Consider the following 21,989-nt stretch of genomic DNA (forward strand, 5'->3'; position numbering starts at 1 on the left):
TTATGGGCTGGAAACAATTTAAACCCTTTATCTGGCGATGGCGCGGGATAATTTTTGCTGTACCTAGAATTACAGTTCTGGTAATTATCTTACGTTTAACAGGACTGTTACAAGCATTAGAATTGACTGCACTAGACCAATTTTTTCTGCTGCGTCCAGCAGAACCACCAGATCAGCGAATTGTCATAGTAGAAATTAATGAAGCAGATATCCATAAATTTAGTAAATGGCCGATTTCTGATGAAGAGTTAGCTAGTATTCTAGAGAAAATTAAACAGCAACAACCTAGAGCCATCGGTCTAGATATATATCGCGATTTACCCGTAGAACCTGGTTATGAAAAATTAGTAAAAGTATTTGCTAATACTCCCAATTTGATTGGTGTGCAAAAACTTTCTAAAAGTTTCGATAGTGCCACGGTTGACCCACCGCCAGAACTCGAAAAACGCCAGCAAGTCGGCTCAAATGACTTACCTTTAGATGATGATGGTAGAGTCCGCAGAAGCTTGTTATATGTCAATTTCAATGAAGATGATGTAATCGAGAGCTTCGCTTTGAAGTTAGCCCTACTGTATTTAAAACCAGAAAAAATTACTGATAAACCTGCGGCTAATAATCCCAATTATTTACAGTTAGGTAAAGCAATTTTTCCAATTTTTGAATCTAATAATGGTGGTTACGCCTGGGCTGATGATGGGGGCTATCAAGTAATATTAAATTATCGAGGTCGCATCAAACAACAGTTCGCTACTATTTCTTTATCTCAAGTCCAAAATAATCAGATTCCTCCCAATTTCATGCGAGGAAAAGTAGTCTTAATTGGGTCAACGGCTGAAAGTCTTAAAGATTTATTTTACACACCTTACACAAGTAAATTTTTTGCGTCTCCTGAACGCATGGCGGGAGTGACAATTCATGCTAATTCAATTAGTCAAATTTTGAGTGCAGCTTTAGAAGGCCGGACATTAATTAAAACTCTACCAGAATCAGTAGAATTATTATCGATTTTATTGTGGTCAATTATTGGTGCTAGTTTATGTTGGCAACAACGCCATCAAATTAATCAAAGAACACTCTTATTAGTCAGCGTGATTGTTGGCGGTGGAGCGTTAGTTGGTGGGAGTTTTGTGGCGTTTTTATTTGGTTGGTGGCTACCACTTATCCCCTCTATGTTAGCTTGGGGCGGTTCAGCGATCGCAGTCACACACTACATTGCTCAAAGTGCTGGGGAAATGCGCCAAACTTTAGGACGCTATCTCACTGATGAAGTTGTCGCCAATTTATTAGAAACTCCGGCTGGTTTAAAAATCGGTGGTGAACGTCGTCAAGCCACATTACTATTTTCTGATTTACGTGGTTTCTCTGCCATTTCTGAACAATTGCCGCCGGAAAAAGTAGTCCAGATTCTCAATCTTTACTTGGCAGCAATGACAGATATTATTAATAAATATCATGGCACAATTAACGAATTTATGGGCGATGGAATTTTTATCATGTTTGGCGTGCCTATTAGTCGTTATGATGATGCTCAAAGAGCGATCGCTTGTGCAGTTGAGATGCAATTAGCAATGGCACAAGTCAATCACCAAAATCAGCAAATGAATTTACCAAAGCTAGAAATGGGAATTGGGATTAATACTGGTGAAGTGGTGGCTGGTAATATCGGTTCCCAAAAACGTGCCAAGTATACAGTCATCGGTAGTCATGTCAATTTAGCTGCTAGGATTGAAACCTATACAGTGGGAGGACAAATTTTAATTTCTGAAAATACCTATCAAGATGCTCAAATTGAACTTAAAATTATGGGACAATTAAAAATTGAACCCAAGGGAATTAAAGAAGTAATCACTATCTATGATATTGCCGGAATTGGCGGTGAATATAATTTATATTTACCAGAAGATAACGATTTGATGGTAACTTTAGCATCGCCATTAACCATAGAATACACTGTATTGCAAGGTAAACAAGCCACGGGCATATTATTATCAGGGAAATTTGTGACGCTTTCTGAGAAAAAAGCCTTACTCAAATCTACACATCCTCTCGAACCTTTAAATAATCTCAAACTCAGGCTAGTGAATGCCCCAGATGCAGATATTTACGCTAAAGTCATCCAAGTAGCTGATGAGCATCACTTTTTAATTAGGTTTACGAATCTTCCTCCACAAGCTATTGAAATCATTAACTCATTGCTTGTCTAAGTCCAGAATCGGTAAATTAATTACAAATTCAGTTCCTTGATGGAGTTGCGAATTAACAGTTAATGAACCATTGTGTTTTTCTTCGACGATTTGTTTAGCTATAGATAATCCTAAGCCTGTACCTTTACCGACAGCTTTAGTAGTAAATAAATGGTCAAATATTTTCTGTATCATTTCTGCACTCATGCCCTTACCATTATCGGCAATGGCAATTCTCACTAGATGCTGCTCCATGATCGTAGTAATAGTAATCTTGTTGGGATTGGCTTGAATATCTTCAAAACTACGTCCGTGGTTTGAATCTTCTAAAGCATCAATTGCATTAGCCAAAATATTCATAAATACCTGATTTAACTGCCCAGGAAAACATTCTACTTGTGGTAAATTACCGTAGTTAGTGACAACTTGAATTGTGGGGCGTTGTTCATTAGCCTTAAGACGATGTTTGAGAATAAGAATAGTGCTATCAATACCTTCATGAATATTAAATGGCACTTTATAATCTCTGTCGGCACGAGAGAAGGTACGAAGAGAAGTGCTAATATTTTTTAACCTATCACAAGCGATAGTCATGGAATCAAGCATTTTAGGGAAGTCTTCTAGGCTATATTCCAAATCAATTTCTGACTCGTGATCCAGGATTTCTGCACTCTTATCAGGAAAACTTTCTTGATAGAGTTTCAAATGTTCGCTAATGTCGCTAAAAGTTGGTTTAGCTTGCTTGAGACTGGAAGAAATAAAACCCAAAGGATTATTCATTTCGTGCGCCACACCAGCCACTAAATTACCCAAAGCGGACATTTTCTCACTTTGGATAATTTGTAATTGGGCATTTTGCAAGTTATGGAATGCCTGTTCTAGTTGTTGAGCATATTCCTGAGAACGTTGATAAAGTCGGGCATTTTCTAAAGAAATAGCAGCTTGAGCGCAAAGTAAATTGAGTAGTTCGATGCGATCGCTCGTAAACGCACCCTTTGCTAAATTATTTTCCAGATATAAAATACCTAGCAACTTACCTTGGTGCAGAATCGGACTGCATAAAATACTCTGAGGCTGTTGGCGGATGATGTATGGATCGTTGGCTAAGGTGGGATCTGCGTTTGCATCCAGTAGCACCACAGTTTGTTGATTGTGCTTGACTTTGTAAATTAGCTTTTGGGGAATGTCTTGGCTGTTTTCAATGGCTAGACTTTGCAACACAACGGGTTGTTTGATTTGGGTAATTGCACCTTGAATTAGCAGATGATTATCTTGCAACAGCATTAACACACATTTATCGGCTCCAGCATTTTCGATGATGATGGAAAGCAACGATGAAAGCAGTTGGGAAAATTCAATTTCGCCGGAGATAGTCTGAGATGCTTTGAGAATTGCCTTTAAATCTAGGCTATCTGAGATACTGCTACTGCTGGATGTACCCGAACTAGCAGATGTTACAGTCCCCAAGGCGAAGATAGTTTCGTTAGTAGAAACAGGCGAACGGCTTTGCTGTAATATGGGTGCAAGTAATTGAGGATAGCGTTTTTCTAAGTCTGTGACTTTAGCTTTTGCTCCCCAACGGACATAGGCATAGTAAGCTTCAATCATGTATTCTTGGGCTATGCGCTGTTTGCCCCAATCAAGATAGAATTTTGCAGCTAGTTCGTTGGCTAGTGCTTCTTCTTGTATGTATTTGTTGGCTTTAGCTAGGGAAATTGTCTGCTCATATAGCTCAATAGCTTCGGAAATTCGTCCTAAGACTCGACATTTTTCTGCTTCCACCAAAGTGTATTTATGTTCAAAATTTGTCTGTGCATGATCAACCCATACTTTCATGATTTTTTGATTTATTTCTACTTGCTCTAGCAGAGATTGACAGTTTTTATTGATGGTTGATGTGCATCTGTTTTCAGATACTTGTAAATCAATGCACTGGGATAACAGCGAAAGAGAATAATAAAAGTTGTGAATTGCCACAGTTACACCAATAGCAGCATCAGCGTAATTTGCTGCCTTGATTGCCGATGTCACCGCCGTCGAGTAATCTGCCAGTAAATAGCTGAGAATAGATTTAGCTAAATATGCTGTAAACGGCAGTGAGCGATCGTTACCGGCACAATAAACAGGTAAAAGCTTAGTTTCATCAAAACACTCACCTGACAATTGCCTTGGCTCAGTCACATCTCCCAACAAATTAGAAACTAGCTGTTGCCAAATTTGAGCATTGCCCAGAGAATGATCTTGTTTAATTGGCTGCAAAACCTCCAGCGCAATCTTTTGTTTGTGTTGTAAATCCGTTAAAGTTTCTCCAACAAGAAACCGATAGGTACAGCTATGAGCAGTTGCATAACTAGCATACTCAATATCGCCCATTTCAAACCCAATTTGACTAGCTTTCCCTAATGTTTCTATAGTGCCAATTAGAGGTTCTTTCCAAGGCCGAATAAAAACATTGAACAAATTCTTGACTTTACATTCCAATTCTCTAGCGGAAAATTTATCTAATACTTCTAAAGCAAGTAACCCAGAGTAGTATCCTTTATCTAAATCTTTTTCAAATCCACATAGTAATATGCCATAAAATACATAGGCAAAGGCAGTTAGCGATGTGTGTCCTTGTTTTAAGCTCAAATCAATCATTGTCAAAACAATTGGTGATAGTAGCTCTGGTTTCGTTGTGTAGGCTGGAGGAAAAATTGCCATAAGTATACGCATAACAGCAATTTGATGGGCATCCTGCATCACTGGCAATGATTCTATTGTGTTCAATTGTGGTAGGTGAATGACTGAAGATGCAGGAGCATCATTTAAATCGACTCCTAGAAGTTCCAAAGCCAACATTCCCACATCCAATGCTTTTGGCATTTCTGACTGAGCCGTATACATTTGAATTTGCAACTCATAAATTTTTACGCGGTCAATTAAGCTGGTTGCGCGTTCTAAAATCAAATTAGCTAAAGTTTGGGCATGGGTAAAGTTAATATTAAGATATTCCGCCTTAATTGCAGATTCATAAAGAGATAATGTCAGCCTATACTCACTTTGCCAGCTATCAACATCTAGAGCCTTAATTCCATGATGTAAATATTTAGTAGCAGCACTATAAGCTGTTGCAGCAATGGCTTTTTCTCCGGCTGCAAGGTTCAATTGTGCTAATTGATTTCTTTGCGATTTTGTAGTAATTAGCTCTCTAGCTATATTCAAGTGATTAACAATATCAAAAATATTTTCTTTCTGGTTTTCTGGGGATATATAATTTAATAATAATTGTCCAATCTGGTAATGTGTTTCCAGTTTTTTGTCTTCTGGAATTAGTAAATAGGCAGCTTGTTGAACGCGATCATGTAAAAATTTGTATCTAACGTTCTCTTGATTGTTCTGCACTAATTCTTGAGTTGCTTGCCCAATATAAAACTTATAATAATCACTAGTGGGTAAAACTAACCCTTCTTGCAATGCTTTCCACAAAGCATCTGATGTTTCGATAACTGTTTGCTCTGAAACAATAGCTAAAGTATCTAAATCAAAAGAGTTACCAATACAAGCTGCCAACTGTAATATCTGTTGAGTTGATGGTGGTAATTTTTGCAATTGTGAACTCATAAAAGCTACAACATCATCTGTAACTGTTTGCGCTTTTACTTCAGCTATGTCACATTGCCAACAGCTTAATTCAAAATCAAAGTGAATCAGTCCATCTTGATATAAGGCTTTGAGTAACTGTGTGGTAAAAAACGGATTGCCTTGAGTTTTCTGATATATTAAAACAGCAAGATTCCATGCCAACTCTTCTGTACATCTGAGCGTATCGGCGACTAATTTATTGAGGTTATGTTGACTGAGTGGTAGTAAAGTAATTGTGTTAATTTGGGCTTGTGTCTTTTGTATGTCACTCAATGTCAACATTAATGAATGTCCTGGATTTACTTCGTTATCCCGGTATGCACCAATGATGAAGAGATAACCTGTATCAGCCATTAACAACTGTATTAATTTTAAGGATGCTGAGTCTGCCCATTGTAAATCATCAAGAAATATCACTAAGGGATGTTGTTTGGTTGTAAAGACTTGGGTAAACTTTTGAAATAATAAATTAAATCTATTTTGGGCGGCTGTACCTGATAATTCTATTGCTGGCGGTTGCGTGCCAATAATTTTTTCTAATTCGGGAATAACTTCAATAATTACCTGGGCATTTTCACCAACAGCATCTAATATTTTATGTTTCCATTGTTCTAATTGAACATCAGTTTCTGTTAACAATTGTCCCATTAAATCACGAAATGCTTGTACAAAAGCACTGAAGGGAATATTGCGTTGAAATTGGTCATATTTACCCTTGATAAAATAGCCTCTTTGTCTGACAATTGGTTTTTGGACTTCGTTGACAACGACTGTTTTCCCAATTCCAGAAAAACCTGCTACTAGCATCATTTCTGTTGCACCCTGACTGACTCGCTCAAATGCTTCTAGTAGGGTTTGAACTTCCGAGTCTCTACCATAGAGTTGATCAGGAATAATGAAGCGATCGCACACATCCCTACTAGCAATTTCAAAGTCCTCTATTGCACCAGTTTCTCTTAACTGAGTTAGACATTTTTCTAAATCAAATTTCAATCCCAATGCACTCTGATATCTATTTTCGGCATTTTTCGCCATTAATTTGCTGACGATTTTTGAGATGACAGATGGGATAGTAGGATTGATTTCATGAACTAATGGTGCTGTTTTGGCAATATGGCAATGGACTAATTCCATTGCATCATTAGATTGAAATGGTAATTCTCCCGTGATTAATTCATAAAAAGTTACACCCAAAGAATAGAAATCTGTACGGTAGTCTGTTCCTCTATTCATTCTCCCTGTTTGTTCTGGAGAAATATAAGCTAGTGTTCCTTCTAAGACATTGGGATTAACTAGTGTTTGTGTTTCTCTTGGTAATAAAGATGCAATACTAAAGTCAATTAATTTAACTTGTTTGGTTTCTGGGTTAATTAATAGATTGCTGGGTTTGATATCCTTATGAATAATCCTTTCTCGATAGAGTAAATCTAATATTTGACAAAGGGCGATCGCTATTTCTAGAAATTCTTCTAAAAAGATAGCACCATGATTTTTGGCAAAATAATCCTTGAGAGAAATTCCCCCAAAGTCTTCCATAACTAATACATAGCCATTTTGTAACGGTTCGAGACTATAGGTTTTGATAATTCCGGGATAGTGGAGATGTTTAGCAATAGTGTACTGATTGCGAAATTGCAAGAGTTCGTTAAAGGTGGGATAAGGATTCTTCAGCAGTTTAATTACTACAGGTAAGTTGTCAGTTTTTCTTACCGCTCGGTAAACTAGAGTTCTCGAACCAAAATACAACTGCTCACTAACGGTGAATCCTGCAATACTAAGTGAATAAGTAATCATACTATTTTACGTACTTTCTAGCCTCATACTTAGTATTCCCAGATGCACCAATGAATTCAACCCAGAGGCAAAATTTTAGCTTGGTTTAATTTTTTAATATAATTATGTTTTTTATCCACTACTTACTTAAAATATTTAATTAGTTAAAGATTGACCACAAAACAGAGTCCAACTCTCTTTACTCAAGAGTAAAGGAGTTAATTTGATGCCTTACCGACAGATTGAAGACTTACCAGATTCAGTTAAGGAACACTTACCCCAACACGCGCAAGAAATTTTTCGAGCCGCGTTTAATAGTGCTGTAGAACAATACGGAGAAGAAGAACACGCTTTTCGTGTCGCTTGGAGTGCAGTTAAACGCGACTACGAAAAGGGTGATGATGGCAAATGGCACAAAAAGCCAGAATAATTGTATTTAATTTCTTTCTTTAGTTAGAAGGAAGAGAAAATCGTACTAGCTATCTTGTCTACTAGCAGTAGTAGTAACTGATATTTTGGGAATAATCAAACTGTCAGATAATCATCTGTGTTTGATAAATTCCCAATTTATTTTATTACAGGTAAAAATTATTGCTATAAATCCAATTTACTAATTATAAGTTAGATAATTAGTGGCGTGGCAAGCCTTAAATGTTGCAAAAAAATTGTAGGTTGGGTTGAGTAAAGCGAAACCCAACATAGATATCGGAGTTGGGTTTCCTTACGTCAACCCAACCTACATCTAATACAGTATTTTATCCGCGTTTGTCGGCGTTTGTTTGCGTTTAAATTTTTCCAAGTTAATGCACTATTTTAGTCCGTTCACGCCACTACTAATACTAGTGGAAGAATTATTTATTTTGGCTGTAATTCTTTTTCTGCTTGAGGATGAGCATTTTCAATATGCTGAATTAAAATTTCTGCCATCTCTACAGCCGTGAGAATTAATTGTTGTTCCATTTGTCCATAGCCTCCAGCATCACTAATTTGAGGGTAAATATGGGGGTTAGATAACATAGCTGCTAACAGTTGAGATGCCGTTTGTTTTAATTCTCCGTTCATAATTATTCTCTCCAGTCGAGAGGCGGTTCAATTAAAGTTTGACTAGATTTACCAGCTCGTACACCTGGCTTATCTACAATTTTGACTGTGCTGGCTTGTAGTCCTTCTTCACCTTCTTCCACTACGCAATAAACCCCAGTACCAATTTCTAGACGTTCAAAGTCGTGATGGAGGACACTATTTTTGTGGAAATAAATTTCTTGGCTATCTAGAGTTTTGATGAAGCCGTAACCTTGCTCTCGGAACAGTTTGGTAACTAATCCCGTAGTTTCTCCTGTACCTGCTTGAGTTTGGGATCTATCGCTTGCTTTTTGGCGTTGGGTTAATTTTAGTAACTGTTGACGTGCTGCATCAAAAGCCTCGCGAACGACTACATCTAATGGTTCATACTGCACAGCTTGAGCAGGATTACTTTCAGCTACAAGTTCATGTCCTGGTGGTATGGTGAGATCAATTCTGACACGATAAGGCGAACCACTACGGGGGCGATCGTGTATTTTTTCTACAGCAATATGGCAGCTATTTATATAACTGCAAATATGCTCTAACTTAGCAACTTTTTCTCTAATTAAGTTATCAATTGCATCTGATTTATCCAAATTGCGATATGTAATGTCTAGTGGTAATTTCATACTTTTTTGAATGTAAGTCTTTAAGGGTGTAATGAGTGATGAGTGATGAGTAATGAGTAGTGAGTAATGAGTAATGAGTAGTGAGTAATGAGTAATGAGTAATGAGTAGTGAGTAATAACTATTGACTATTGACTATTGACTTTTTCAATAACTCATGAACTTCTGCATCTGTAGTTTGTGGAAAATCTTCGTACCACATACCAACGCTATAAAATTTACTGGGTGTGGAAATACAGACTATTTTTTCTACTTTTGGTAGTAATTGTTGATAGGTTTCAGGTGCAGCGACGGGAACAGCAATCACGATTTCTTGGGGGTTTTTTTGTCTAACAGCAATCACTGCTGCCCACATGGTTGCACCAGTGGCTAAACCATCATCAACTAAAATCACTTTACGTCCTGTTAATTCTGGAAATGGTTCGTCACCGCGATATATGCTTTCTCGTCTTTCGAGTTCCCGTTGTTCTTGGGCTGCAACTCTAGCAATGACTTCATCCGTAGTATTGATATCATCGATAATTTGCTGATTAATTATACGGATACCACCAGAAGCGATCGCTCCCATCGCTAGTTCTGGATTATCTGGTACGCCGAGTTTGCGTACTACTAACACATCTAAGGGGGCTTTCAACGCTTGAGCAATTTCAAAAGCAACTGGAACGCCGCCTCTGGGTAAAGCTAAAACCAGCACATCTGGGCAGTTAGCATAATCCAGTAATTTGCTAGCTAAAACCTGTCCTGCGGCTTTGCGGTCTTTAAATAACATGATTTCACCCCCTGGGGGGAATTCAAAATTCAAACTACTCTATGAATACTCTCCGAGAACACCTCCGTTGAACGCGTTAGTGTTACCAAGCATTGGCTTGCACCTATAAAAGTTTTGCCACTGCTGTCCAATTTTAAACAGATTAAAGATTCAATATCCTCTGACTCAGGAAGCGATATTTTGACTGTATCAGTATGCCTAATGGACTAATGCAGATAAATTGTTGACTGTTGACTACTAATTTTTTTGTAACAAAATTTGTAACGGCCACATCTTTTGAGGTTTGACTCGTCTAAATTGAGGAAAAATCTACGGGGAATCCCTTAAGAAAGAGTCAATGTTGCTCAAAGATATACGGGATTATCAAATTCTATTTCTAGGCTTGTTCTTAGTTTTGGGTATTGGAACAAGGGATTGGACACTGCGACCAGAATTAATTGCGGTAGCGATCGCCACCTGTCTTTTAACGCAGTGCCTTTTGTCATGGGCGATAAGGCAGGGGGCAGGTTTGTGCTGGGGGCAGGGGGAGAAAAATTTCCCCATTTCTCCCTGCACCCTGCCCCCCTGCCTTCTTTCGCCTCCCAGTCCCTTAAATCTCCGCAGTGCTTTAATTACGGCATTGGGACTCAGCTTACTTTTACGGGCTGATCATTGGACAACGATGGCTTTTGCGGCGGCTAGTGCGATCGCTAGTAAGTTTTTCTTGCAGGTTAATCAAAAACATTTCTTCAATCCCGCTAATTTCGGCATTATTGCCGCCTTGGTTTTCACCTCTGATGCTTGGGTATCTCCAGGACAGTGGGGTGAAGATTGGTGGTATGGGCTGTTATTTGCTGGCACTGGGGGCATGATTTTGCAACGTATCGGTCGCTGGGATACTACAGCCGCTTTTTTGGGTGCTTACTCTCTATTAGAAGCCATACGCAATCTTTGGTTGGGTTGGACTTGGGATGTTTATTGCCATCGCTTGATGAGTGGATCTTTGTTGCTGTTTGCCCTTTTTATGGTCACAGATCCTCGCTCAATTCCCAATGCCCGCATTGGGCGTGTAATTTGGGCATTTTGCATTGCCATTACCACTTTCGTATTGCGGAATTACTTCTTTCTCCCCACCGCAGTATTTTGGGCTTTATTCATCTTTGCACCCTTAACTATCCTGTTCGATTTCCTCTGTACAGCCCCTCGTTTTGATTGGCTGGAAGCGAGACGGGAGGCAGGGGTGCAGGGGAAAAATAACTTCCCAATGCCTCATTCCCAATGCCCGATTCCCAATCAACAATTTTAAGGAGGTATAAAATGCAGCATTTTCGATTAATTATTCCATTATTGTCGGTGTTAATGTCTGTATTGTGCTTTGCACCTACAGCTTGGGCGTTTTGTGGCTTTTATGTGGCAAAAGCTGATGCCAAACTTTATAACAAAGCTTCTCAGGTGGTGATTGCTAGAGATGGCGATCGCACTGTGTTGACGATGGCGAACGACTATCAAGGGGAAGTCAAAGATTTTGCGATGGTGGTTCCTGTTCCTACAGTGATTAAAAAAGAGCAAGTCCGTGTTGCAGATCCCAAGATTATTGAACGTTTAGATGCTTTTAGCGCGCCGCGTTTAGTAGAGTATTTCGATGAAGACCCCTGCAATATATCTGGTAACAGAGGAGATCTATTTTTAGCAGCACCCTCAGCACGACAGGAAGAAGCAGAAAATTCCACACGCGATCGCAGTTTGGGTGTAACGGTGGAAGCACGTTTTAATGTGGGTGAATACGATATTGTCGTTTTGAGTGCAAAAGAATCTGGTGGTTTAGAAACTTGGCTCAATCGCAACGGTTACAAAATTCCCAGAGGCGCGCAACAGTTACTCAAGCCTTACATTCGCTCTTCCATGAAGTTTTTTGTAGCTAAGGTCAACCTCAATAAATTCGCCCAATCTGGCTATGAATTTCTCCGCCCATTGCAAATCTCTTATCAATCACCCAAGTTCATGTTACCAATTCGCTTGGGCATGATTAACGCCACCACCGAGCAAGATTTAATAGTTTATATCCTCTCGCCCAAAGGACAAGCCGAAATTACCAACTACCGGACAGTCAAAGTTCCTTCTAACCTGAATATTCCCGTATTTATCAAACAGGAATTTGGCGACTTTTACAAATCTACCTTTGAAACTGCTTACACCAAAGAAGGCAAGAGAGTTGCCTTTTTAGAATATGCTTGGAACATGAGTAATTGTGATCCTTGTTCAGCAGAACCCTTAACTACAGAGGAACTCAAACAAGCAGGTGTATTTTGGCTAGACACTAATTCTTCTGATGAACCCGCACCCCCTAACCTCCGTCGCCCTTTCCCTAACAATAACGTTTTTATCTCACGCCTACACGTCCGTTACACCCGCGACAAATTCCCCGAAGATTTGATGTTTCAAGATACATCGAACCAAGAATCTTTCCAAGGGAGATATGTTTTGCAGCATCCTTTTACTGGTGAAGTGAAATGTCAAGCCGGAAAAGAATATAAACGGTCTTTACCAAGACGTTTTGAACAAGAAGCCCAAACTCTCGCCAAATTAACCAATTGGAACATCCAAGACATCCGGCGCAAGATGCGTATAACTGTAGGTGATATCAGAACTTCCTGGTGGGACACCATATTTTCTTGGTTGGGAATTTCATAGCAATTCGCAATGGGACTTCCAGATAAAAAAATATCCAAACTGTAGGGTGCGTCAGTATGAATAATCTCTTGGTATAGTTAGGTTTTCTCGCACTGACGCACCCTACTAAGCTAATGACTGTTGACTGTTGACTAATCATGTCTTATCCCATCGGGCATAATTGCATTCTGAAAGTTGACACCAGTTAGATTTGCACCAGCCAGATTTGCACCTCTGAGGTTTGCATTTGTGAGGTTAGCACCTGCTAAATTAGCACCTTTGAGATTTGCCCATCCTAAGTCAGCACCAGTTAAATCAGCTTCAGTGAGATTAGCCCGAAATAAGTATGCACTACTCAAATGAGCTTTGTAGAGTCGGGCTTTTTCGAGATTAGCTTTGTAGAGATAAGCTCCTACTAAATCTGCGGCGTATAAATTGGCTTCACTTAAATTCGTCTCGATTAAGTTCGCCTCAATCAAATTGGTAAAACAAAGATGAGCGCGGTTTAACTGGGCTGCGTCTAAATCGGCATCTCTCAAGTTAGCATTACTCAAGTCAGTACCAATCAAATTAGCTGCTATCAAAGTCGCTCCCCTGAAGTTTGCCTCGCTTAAGTTAGAGCCGATAAGGATACTATGGCTCAAATTAGCTTGGGTAAGAATGGCTTGACTCAAATCGGCTACACTCAATTGAGCCGCATTTAAATTAGCTTCGCTGAGTTTGGCTTGATGGAGATTGGCACTATTGAGATTAGCTTGGCTCAAGTCGGCGCGTACTAGTAAAGCATGACTTAAATCAACTTTGCTCAAGTTAACTCCCTGGAGGTGCGCGCCTCTGAGGTTATGTTTTTGTAAGTCGGCGGTGCTTAAGTCTGGTGCTATATGAGGATTAGTGTTTCTCCACTCCAGCCATCGGACTGCGCCAGCTTGCAATAAACCTAGATGCTCTATATTTGCCATTGTCTCATTTTCTCTCCTTCATTCCTGGCGATCGCTCTGGGAAAGTCTACCAGCTACGCTTTCAATCGCTGCTTTTGCTCCAGCCGCACCTGCTAGAATATCGCGTTCTTGTCCACCCAAGTACAATCTGCCAAAACTCCCCACAGCTTGCACTTCCAAAATATTAATTGCAGCCGCTTTTTCCGCTTCATTGGCAGCTAAAGCCGCATACGCCGCAGGTTCGACTTCTAAGACATATAGAGTTTGTCCTGCAAGTAATAGTTGTCCCCGACGCGTCCGGTTGATCAGTTGTGCTTGATAAGCATCGATATTACGGATAATTTGACTAGAAATCACACGAGGCTTGAGACATTCCTCGCGTTTGACTCCCAACATCGCTAAAATTGCTTGACCGGCGGCGCGCGTTTCTCCCTGAGAACTAGAATGTACTTCCAATAGTCCATAGAGTCTTTCCACCACCTGCACCCCAGGACGCACGGAAGCAGCTTTGAGGGCGACATCTGTAATTTTATTAATTTCAATACCAGGAGAGATTTCAATCCATAGCGAGGTGTCACCTGGTAATGGTAGGAAACCTGGGGCTACTGTTCCTATATATGCTGCGTGTTGTGGTTGCAGGCTGTCGAGAAATACGAAACTGCGTAGTTCTATTCCCAAGGTGATGCTCTCCAGTCATGAAGGTAAAGTTATATTTCGCAGGTGCTACTTTAAACTACCATAAGCCTGAGTAATAAGTGCTGAGTGGTGAGTGGTGAGTGCTGAGTAATGAGTGGTGAGTGGTGACTAATGACTAATGACTATTGACTATTGACTAATGACTAATGACTAATGACTATTGACTATTGACTATTGACTATTGACTAAAACATATCCTTCATTCCCCGAATCCGTGCGAATGTCTGTATTGGATCACTACTGTTAGCTGCAAGTTGTAGTGCTGGTTGCTCCCAACGTAAAAAGGGATTGGTTAACTTTTCTACTCCTAACCATGAGGGGACGGTGGCTTCTTGGCGATCGCGTTGTGTTTTCACTTCATAAATCCGTTTTTGCAAATCAGTATTATTACCGTCTATAGTCAAGGCAAATTGTAAATTTTTTAATGTGTATTCATGGGCGCACCACACACGGGTATGGTCTGGTAAAGACCTGAGTTTACTCAATGATTCCACCATTTGCGCTGGTGTCCCTTCAAACAAACGACCGCAACCTCCAGCAAATAAGGTGTCTCCACAAAATAATTCTCCAGGTTCGTTGGTGGTTTGGGGCGGGAAGTAATAAGCAATGTGCGCGCGGGTGTGTCCGGGTACAAAAATCACCTCACCGACTCGATTCGCAAATTGGACGCGATCGCCTGGTTGTAAAAACACCTTCTGTCCAGGTATTCTGCCTTGATCTTCCGCACCACCGTAAACAGTCAACTGTGGAAACTTCTGCATCAGCTTTTGATTACCACCGACATGATCATGGTGGTGGTGAGTATTAAAAACAGCTACTAATTCCGCATTTAGTTGGGCTAGATGTCTCAGGACTGGTTCAGCCTCTGCGGGATCAACTACAGCCGCTACATTGCTTTGCTCATCATGCAGTAGGAATATATAGTTGTCTGAAAGTGCCTCAAGGCGAATAACTTGCATGGGCTATACCTCGGTTACATGTAGGCGTTGCATAATTTTGGGTATTTTCTCTGAGAAATTCTGTACTGATGACAAGTTAGATTCATGATATTTCTTTAATATAACTTTTATTCATGTTTCACACTCATGATACACAACGGTAATTACACTACAATTCCGTTAAAGATTATCAGTATTTTAGTGATTAATCAGTGATTTTTCCCTATGTCAAAAAAGCGACATGAAGTTAAATTTATCGTGAGCTTTATCGAACAAAGCTCAAACTTAATACTTGAAATTGTGGATATTGGGTATGCTATTTGCTTTTTCAACCTACGATAACGTACCTGACTTAGACGTTAGATTTTGTCACAAAATTGCACTTTCAGACCTTCATCCCAATGAACAAATCACCATTTTCTACTCACAAAACTACCAATTCTATAGACACCACCACCAAACAGATTGTAGACCGCATTATCAGATCAGGGAAAATGAGTAGCCAAGATCATCACTTACTAACCAGCACAGTATTTAGTCATCATAGAATGAGTGATGAAGCCCGCCGTCAAATCAATCGGGTTTTTGACTATATTCAAAGTGGACAATTAAAGCTTATTGACTAATAGACAAAGTATTATTTGAAATATATCCGTAATATTCCACCGTAATTTTGTCCACATAATTTTCTTTATGCCGTAAAATAAAGCTACATATCTTACCATCTGGGCATAACTGCAAAATATGTATAAGAAATTTCTATATTACGGAGAATAATCATACCATGACTCCTTTAGTCTCATTTATTTTGCCGTCTTTCAATCGAGGCGAATACTTAGAAAAGTGCGTTGATAGCGTACTTAAACAAACAATCTCTGACCTAGAATGTATTATTGTGGATGATGGTTCCACTGATAACACCCGTCAAGTAGCCGAGATGCTAATAAGTAGAGATCCACGAGTCAAATACTTTTATAAAGAAAATGGTGGAGTCTCTTCAGCTAGAAACTTTGGCATCAGGGAAGCTCAAGGGGAATGGATTCAATGTTTAGATCCTGATGATTGGATTCACGAAGATAAAACCAGATTTCAATTAAACTATTTAAGCGAATTAAAACACCAAGAAGTTGTTTTTTATTGTGATTATGAAAGAGTTTATTTAGATAAAAATCAAAATATTCTCAGGCGCGAAAGCAAGATACTTCCTGATTACAATCAAAAACAATTAATCCAACGTTTGCTAATTCCCGATTTCTTAGCTGATTCGCCATTTCCTTTACTACAACAATGCCTCCTAATTCATAAAAGCGTTTTCCAAAAGAAAATGTTTAATGAAGAGTTGAAGGCTCTACAAGATAGAGATTTCACTTTAGATTTACTAGTTGCAGGTGTAGATTTTATCCATACACCTATAGTGGGTACATTCTATACAAAACACCAGTCTAATCGAACTAACAACTGGTCTTATATGCAAAACTATTACATTATTCTTTATGAAACTGTCATCAGGAAACACAAAGAACTGATTCCCTTGTGTCAAGTAGGAATTCATTTTTTATTAAAAGAGGCAATCAAAACCAAAAATGCACCAAATTTAGATAGATTACTGAATATGATGCAGCCGCCTTTTTATTTAGCTCATAATAAAATTGCTATTCATCATCCTTTAATTGTGAGACTAATATATTGGATGCGAACACTTATCCCCAACTTTATCATTTACGAAGATTATCGGGGGCCACGCTCCAAAAAGATTTTCTCAGTTTTTACACCTAAATAATCAATTTTCAGGAATTCAACCGCTAAAATTGAGCAAATCACCCAGGTGTAATTAGTATAGCGAAGCAACGCAAACAGTCATGAAAAAAAAAGTTTCCCTAGTTGTCAGTGACTTGTCTGGAGGCGGTGCAATTAGAGCATTTTTACTAGGTCAAGTCCTCCACAAACTCAATTATGAAATAGAAGTTGTCGGTTTTTTATTTGGCGAAGATTTATATGCTATTCCTCCGGCTAATGTCGAGGTAATTTCGATTAAAGGAGAAAAATATCCCCAGTTTTTAACTGCGGCTAAAAAGCTGATTAAGAATTTAAAGGGAGATATTATTTACGCCGTCAAACCTAAAATGACCAGTTTTGGTATATCTCTACTGCACAAATATACTAGCGATCGTCCTTTGATGTTAGATATGGATGATTGGGAACTGAGTTGGTATGGTGGTGATGAATGGCAATATCGTCCTGGTTTAAAGCAATTGTACAGGGATATTTTTAAGCCTAATGGTGCATTGAGGTTTCCAGACCATCCGTTGTATCTTCGATGGATAGAAAAATTAGTACCAAAAGCGGATGCTATCACTATAGACACGGAGTTTTTGCAAAAACGTTTTGGCGGTGTTTATGTACCTAACGGTAAAGATACCGCTATGTTTGACCCTAGTAAGTATAATCCCGAAGCCAGCAGAGAGCGTTATGGTTTGACTCCATACCGGATTTTAATGTTTCCAGGCGCACCACGCCCTCATAAGGGGGTGGAAGATGTTTTAATGGCTTTGGACTTGTTAGATGAGTCAGATTTACGACTGGTGATTGTTGGTGGTAGTCCTTACGATGACTACGATGAGCAATTAATTCAAAAATGGGGACGTTGGATTATTAAACTACCGAAATGTCCTGTGGATACTATGCCAGAAATCGTAGCTGCGGCTCACGTTGTCGTTGTTCCCCAACGAGATACATTAACCTCGCGCGCGCAATTTCCTTTAAAGTTGACAGATGGGATGGCAATGGCTAAACCTGTATTATCAACTCATGTAGGAGATATTACAGAAATTTTAGCAGATACAGGTTATGTAGTTGACCCTGCATCACCGGAACAAATAGCCCAGCAAATCCAATCAATATTTCAAGATTTAGACTCAGCAAATGCACGAGGTGAAAGAGCGAGAGCAAGATGTGTAGAAAAGTATAGTTTAGAAGCGATGGCTATCACTTTAGAATCATTAATCGCGCAATTATGAATCCAAAGTAGGGGTTAGGGATTTTAGGGTAGTCCAGAAGCTAGACATCACAAGGTTTTTGCCTATTTTACTCAGGCTAATACCCTACTGAGTTGATAATTAAGAGTATACTATTTTACATAGCAGCAAAAATACAGCTAATCCCAGCATAAATGTTGATTACTTGAGATGAGGAGAGTGAAATATAGAGAAATTACAAAATAGTGTTAAAAATAACGTTGGATGTGAACATAAAAACAAATGTCTACCAGAAAACTACTATTCAAATTTGCTAAACCCTATCCCGGCTGGATTTTGCTAACAGTATTATTGGGATTTTCTGGAGCTTTATTTAATGGTGTCAGTACAACTTTGATTGTACCGATCATCTTAAAGATAGTGGGGCAAGAAATAGATTTAAGTAATGCTCCGCCGATTCTTAAATCAATTATGACTCCCTTTGACAACGTACAAGAGAACTATCGCATATTTGTCATGTCATTGGCGATTATCTTATTGATTAGTTTAAAAAATTTAGCTTCTTATGTTAGTGCTTTAACCTCTGGTGCTTTTACCAGGAAATTAACTTCAGATATCCGCGAAGCTGGATTGAAAGTGCTGTTAGAAGTTGACCTAGACTACTTCGCTAAAATGAGAGTCGGAGACTTATTAAACAGTCTAGGTGGAGAAATTAGCCGGGCAGCAGCCTCCATTAGCAATGTTATTAAATTAATTATTACTGTTATCACAATTTTTGTATTTGTTGGACTGCTGCTATCAATTTCCTGGCAGTTAACTATTGCATCTACTATATTGTTATCCTTTGTAACTCTGATTAACCAGTATGCTATTGTTCGGGCGAAAAAGTTCGGACAGATGCTCAGTGAAATGTCGAGAGTGTATTCAATTGCTGTGTTAGAGACATTGAATGGTATTCGGTTAGTCAAAGCTACAGGTAATGAAGAAAAAGAATTTCACAGAATTAGACAACTAATTCGCGATCGCGAACAGGCAGATTATGATTCTCAAGCTAATTCCCAAGTGATTGCACCACTTAGTGAAGTCATGGGGATTACGGCTTTGTTGCTGATTGTATTTTTAAGCAGATTTCTCTTTGCCGATCAAGTCAATGCTTTATCAGCAGTGCTACTGACTTATTTATTAGTCTTGCTGCGATTGTTACCGCTAGTATCTCAGTTGAACGGTATTCGCAATAGTTTTGCTAATAGCGCGCCTAGTGTCAATATCGTTTCGGAATTTTTACGTCTTGACAACAAGCCATTTATGGCTAGTGGTGATGTCATCTATGAAAAACTAGAAAAAGGTATACATTTCAACTCTTTGTCCTTTAACTATCCAGGACATGACAAGTCAGTTTTAAAAGATGTCAGTTTATTCTTACCCCGTGGGACAACCTTAGCGTTAGTGGGGGGTTCTGGTGCAGGTAAATCTACATTAGCGGACTTATTGCCCAGATTTTATGATCCCGTCTCCGGCAGTATTACAGTTGACGGCAGAGATTTACGTGATTTTGATGTCAAGTCTTGGCGCAAGCGTATGGGTATTGTGAGCCAAGACACTTTTTTGTTTAATGAATCAGTCAGACACAATATTGCCTACGGACGACAAGACGCTACAGAAGCAGAAATCATTGCAGCTACCAAACGAGCCAACGCTTACGAGTTTATCAGTAAGTTACCACAGGGGTTTGATACCATGATTGGCGATCGCGGTGTGATGTTATCTGGAGGACAAAGGCAAAGACTAGCAATTGCGCGCGCCTTATTGCAAAACCCAGAAATCCTGATTCTCGATGAAGCTACCAGTGCATTAGATACCGTATCCGAACGTTTAGTACAAGCTGCATTAGATGAGTTGAGCCGCGATCGCACTACCTTAGTGATTGCTCACCGTCTCTCTACGGTACAAAACGCTGATCAAATTGCAGTCTTAGATCAAGGACAGGTAGTGGAAGTAGGAACTCACGAACAACTCCTACAAAAAAATGGTTATTATGCACGCCTTTATTCTATGCAGTTTAGCAATGTTCCTGAAACTACCAGTTACAGCAATCAAAGCTTGTTGCGAATTTCCCATGAACTGCGGAATAAGTTGAACTCTATGATAGGCGTACTGCACCTATTACTAGACGAAATGACGGAAAATAATCAAGAAGACCAAGCATTAATTGAAGATTCCTACAAATCTACCTTTAAAATCCTCAACACTCTAGAAATATTCGAGGATATAGTCCAACAACAAAATCATTATCTCAGCAACGCCTCATCCCACAATCAAGATGATAGTGTGCAGATGGGACATTTACAGAAAATTCAAGAACTAAATCTCAAATTTAACGCCTTACTTGTATCACTGCGATCGCTTACAGAAAATTATCTAGAAGCGCAACAAAATCGCTATCAGACACTCAACGAAGCTCTGCACTTAGGGATGAATCTACTGAGTTTCTTAGAAAACTTTGAAAACAAAATACACGACAATTAACCCTAAGAATTCCCATGAAAAATAAATATCTATTTTTTAGTAGAACCATATCACTTAAGCCAGATACAGCACATGAAATACATGATGTGCTTTGTGCTAACGCCGCCGCTAATCTTGGGTATGATGCAGTTTTAGTCTATCCAGATACTCAACGTGGTAAATTCAATCCTGGGGAACTATTTTCACCTTTTCATCTCAGATACCCAGAGCAAGATTTTGTAGAATTTTACGATGTCCAAGAAAAGTTAAAAATTGCTACTTTACCCATGCCTTGGCCAATTGATTGCGTCGGCGGAAAATTTACTGCCAGCATGACAGTATTGACGCGTTATTACCTGCCATTTCATTTATTACCCCAAACAAAAATTGTCCATACCAGAGATTGGAACTTTGCCAAAGCCGCAGTCAAAAACCAGATTCCCACCATCTACGAACGGCATTATTTCCAATCAGAAAAATTCCCAGCAGAAATTGTCCATAGTCCGTTTTTTCAAATTGCTATTACCCAATCAGAACCGATTAGACAAAGCCTCATTGAACAAGGTATGCCGCCAGAAAAGGTAGTTTGGTTGCATAATGGTTTTGATCAATCTTTCTTGCTCAGACAACCACAACAAGCCGAAGAATGGCGCAAACAGCTACTAGAAAATGAACGACAACAGCTTGTAGTTTATTCAGGAGCTTTATACCCTTTCAAGGGGATTGATGTTTTAATAGATGCTGCCAAAGAATTACCACATATTCAGTTTGCGATTACTGGAGGGAAAGAAGACCAAGTTAGAGCCTATCAACAACTAGCCAAAGAAAAACAAGTAGATAATGTTAAGTTTCTAGGCTGGATATTACCCAGACAAAGATTAGTAAGTTTATTTCAAGCTGCGGATATTTTAGTGCATCCACACTGTTCTGGTAAGTCTGCTGACTTCACAAATCCTGTGAAATTTTTTCAATACATGGCTTCAGGAACACCCATAGTGATCACAGAAATCACCCCTTTAATGCCATTTAAAGATATGCCTTTATCGGCTGTATGGTGCGAACCTGATCAGCCTCAAAAACTCGCCCAAGCAATCCAACAAGCCTTAGACATTTATCCCAGAAAAATATCAGGTTATCTCCATAATATTGAATTAGCTCATCAATTTTCTTGGGAAAATCGAGCCGAAAAAATATTGAGTTATGTAGAAGAGCCTTTACGTCCTGCCATGACAATTTAGAAAAATTTC

Annotated in this window: 16 protein-coding genes; 9 read left to right on the top strand and 7 right to left on the bottom strand. The window is 39.2% G+C overall.

What is annotated here, in order from left to right:
• The first annotated feature begins 2 nt into the window (after positions 1-2).
• Complete coding sequence (locus CLI64_RS24090; RefSeq protein WP_103139596.1) at positions 3-2,204, top strand: CHASE2 domain-containing protein; 2,202 nt, start codon at positions 3-5, stop codon at positions 2,202-2,204.
• On the opposite strand, the gene CLI64_RS24095 is transcribed toward CLI64_RS24090, so the two are convergent.
• On the bottom strand, positions 2,190-7,601 hold the full coding sequence (locus CLI64_RS24095) for an ATP-binding sensor histidine kinase (RefSeq protein WP_103139597.1): 5,412 nt from the start codon (positions 7,599-7,601) through the stop codon (positions 2,190-2,192). The two genes, CLI64_RS24090 and CLI64_RS24095, sit on opposite strands and share 15 nt — an antisense overlap.
• Positions 7,602-7,806: 205 nt before the next feature.
• Between CLI64_RS24095 and CLI64_RS24100 the strand changes: the two genes are divergently transcribed.
• Positions 7,807-8,010, top strand: coding sequence for a ChaB family protein (locus tag CLI64_RS24100; RefSeq protein ID WP_103139598.1), 204 nt, complete (start codon positions 7,807-7,809; stop codon positions 8,008-8,010).
• A 425-nt stretch (positions 8,011-8,435) separates the two neighbouring features.
• On the opposite strand, the gene CLI64_RS24105 is transcribed toward CLI64_RS24100, so the two are convergent.
• From CLI64_RS24105 to CLI64_RS24115, 3 genes are all read right to left on the bottom strand, one after another.
• Complete coding sequence (locus tag CLI64_RS24105; RefSeq protein ID WP_103139599.1) at positions 8,436-8,642, bottom strand: hypothetical protein; 207 nt, start codon at positions 8,640-8,642, stop codon at positions 8,436-8,438.
• Between the two features lie 2 nt (positions 8,643-8,644).
• Positions 8,645-9,274: an HPF/RaiA family ribosome-associated protein gene (locus tag CLI64_RS24110; RefSeq protein ID WP_103139600.1), complete on the bottom strand. Its 630-nt coding sequence runs from the start codon at positions 9,272-9,274 to the stop codon at positions 8,645-8,647.
• A 119-nt stretch (positions 9,275-9,393) separates the two neighbouring features.
• Positions 9,394-10,041, bottom strand: coding sequence for a phosphoribosyltransferase (locus tag CLI64_RS24115; RefSeq protein WP_103140852.1), 648 nt, complete (start codon positions 10,039-10,041; stop codon positions 9,394-9,396).
• A 337-nt stretch (positions 10,042-10,378) separates the two neighbouring features.
• Here CLI64_RS24115 and CLI64_RS24120 point away from each other — a divergent pair, with 337 nt between their 5' ends.
• Positions 10,379-11,326 (top strand): RnfABCDGE type electron transport complex subunit D, encoded by a 948-nt coding sequence (locus CLI64_RS24120; protein WP_103139601.1) that lies wholly within the window; start codon positions 10,379-10,381, stop codon positions 11,324-11,326.
• An 11-nt stretch (positions 11,327-11,337) separates the two neighbouring features.
• Positions 11,338-12,711, top strand: a complete 1,374-nt coding sequence (locus CLI64_RS24125; protein WP_103139602.1) for a DUF2330 domain-containing protein — start codon at positions 11,338-11,340, stop codon at positions 12,709-12,711.
• Positions 12,712-12,842: 131 nt separating this feature from the next.
• On the opposite strand, the gene CLI64_RS24130 is transcribed toward CLI64_RS24125, so the two are convergent.
• From CLI64_RS24130 to gloB, 3 genes are all read right to left on the bottom strand, one after another.
• The gene (locus tag CLI64_RS24130) at positions 12,843-13,649 is read right to left on the bottom strand and encodes a pentapeptide repeat-containing protein (protein ID WP_103139603.1); all 807 of its coding nucleotides are present in this window, start codon (positions 13,647-13,649) and stop codon (positions 12,843-12,845) included.
• Positions 13,650-13,667: 18 nt separating this feature from the next.
• Positions 13,668-14,306, bottom strand: a complete 639-nt coding sequence (locus CLI64_RS24135) for a hypothetical protein (protein ID WP_103139604.1) — start codon at positions 14,304-14,306, stop codon at positions 13,668-13,670.
• 203 nt (positions 14,307-14,509) lie between these two features.
• The gene (gloB, locus tag CLI64_RS24140; RefSeq protein WP_103139605.1) at positions 14,510-15,283 is read right to left on the bottom strand and encodes a hydroxyacylglutathione hydrolase; all 774 of its coding nucleotides are present in this window, start codon (positions 15,281-15,283) and stop codon (positions 14,510-14,512) included.
• 380 nt (positions 15,284-15,663) lie between these two features.
• Here gloB and CLI64_RS24145 point away from each other — a divergent pair, with 380 nt between their 5' ends.
• The 5 genes from CLI64_RS24145 (at position 15,664) to CLI64_RS24165 (ending at position 21,980) form a co-directional block, all read left to right on the top strand.
• On the top strand, positions 15,664-15,888 hold the full coding sequence (locus tag CLI64_RS24145) for a hypothetical protein (protein ID WP_103139606.1): 225 nt from the start codon (positions 15,664-15,666) through the stop codon (positions 15,886-15,888).
• A 158-nt stretch (positions 15,889-16,046) separates the two neighbouring features.
• On the top strand, positions 16,047-17,042 hold the full coding sequence (locus CLI64_RS24150; RefSeq protein WP_103139607.1) for a glycosyltransferase family 2 protein: 996 nt from the start codon (positions 16,047-16,049) through the stop codon (positions 17,040-17,042).
• Positions 17,043-17,121: 79 nt separating this feature from the next.
• Complete coding sequence (locus CLI64_RS24155) at positions 17,122-18,279, top strand: glycosyltransferase family 4 protein (RefSeq protein WP_103139608.1); 1,158 nt, start codon at positions 17,122-17,124, stop codon at positions 18,277-18,279.
• A gap of 240 nt (positions 18,280-18,519) precedes the next feature.
• Positions 18,520-20,763 carry an ATP-binding cassette domain-containing protein gene (locus CLI64_RS24160; RefSeq protein ID WP_103139609.1) on the top strand — a complete coding sequence of 748 codons (2,244 nt, stop codon included), beginning with the start codon at positions 18,520-18,522 and terminating at the stop codon, positions 20,761-20,763.
• A 14-nt stretch (positions 20,764-20,777) separates the two neighbouring features.
• Positions 20,778-21,980 (top strand): glycosyltransferase, encoded by a 1,203-nt coding sequence (locus tag CLI64_RS24165; RefSeq protein WP_103139610.1) that lies wholly within the window; start codon positions 20,778-20,780, stop codon positions 21,978-21,980.
• The last annotated feature ends 9 nt before the right edge of the window (positions 21,981-21,989 follow it).

This window comes from Nostoc sp. CENA543 (genome assembly GCF_002896875.1).
Classification (GTDB): Bacteria; Cyanobacteriota; Cyanobacteriia; order Cyanobacteriales; family Nostocaceae; genus Trichormus.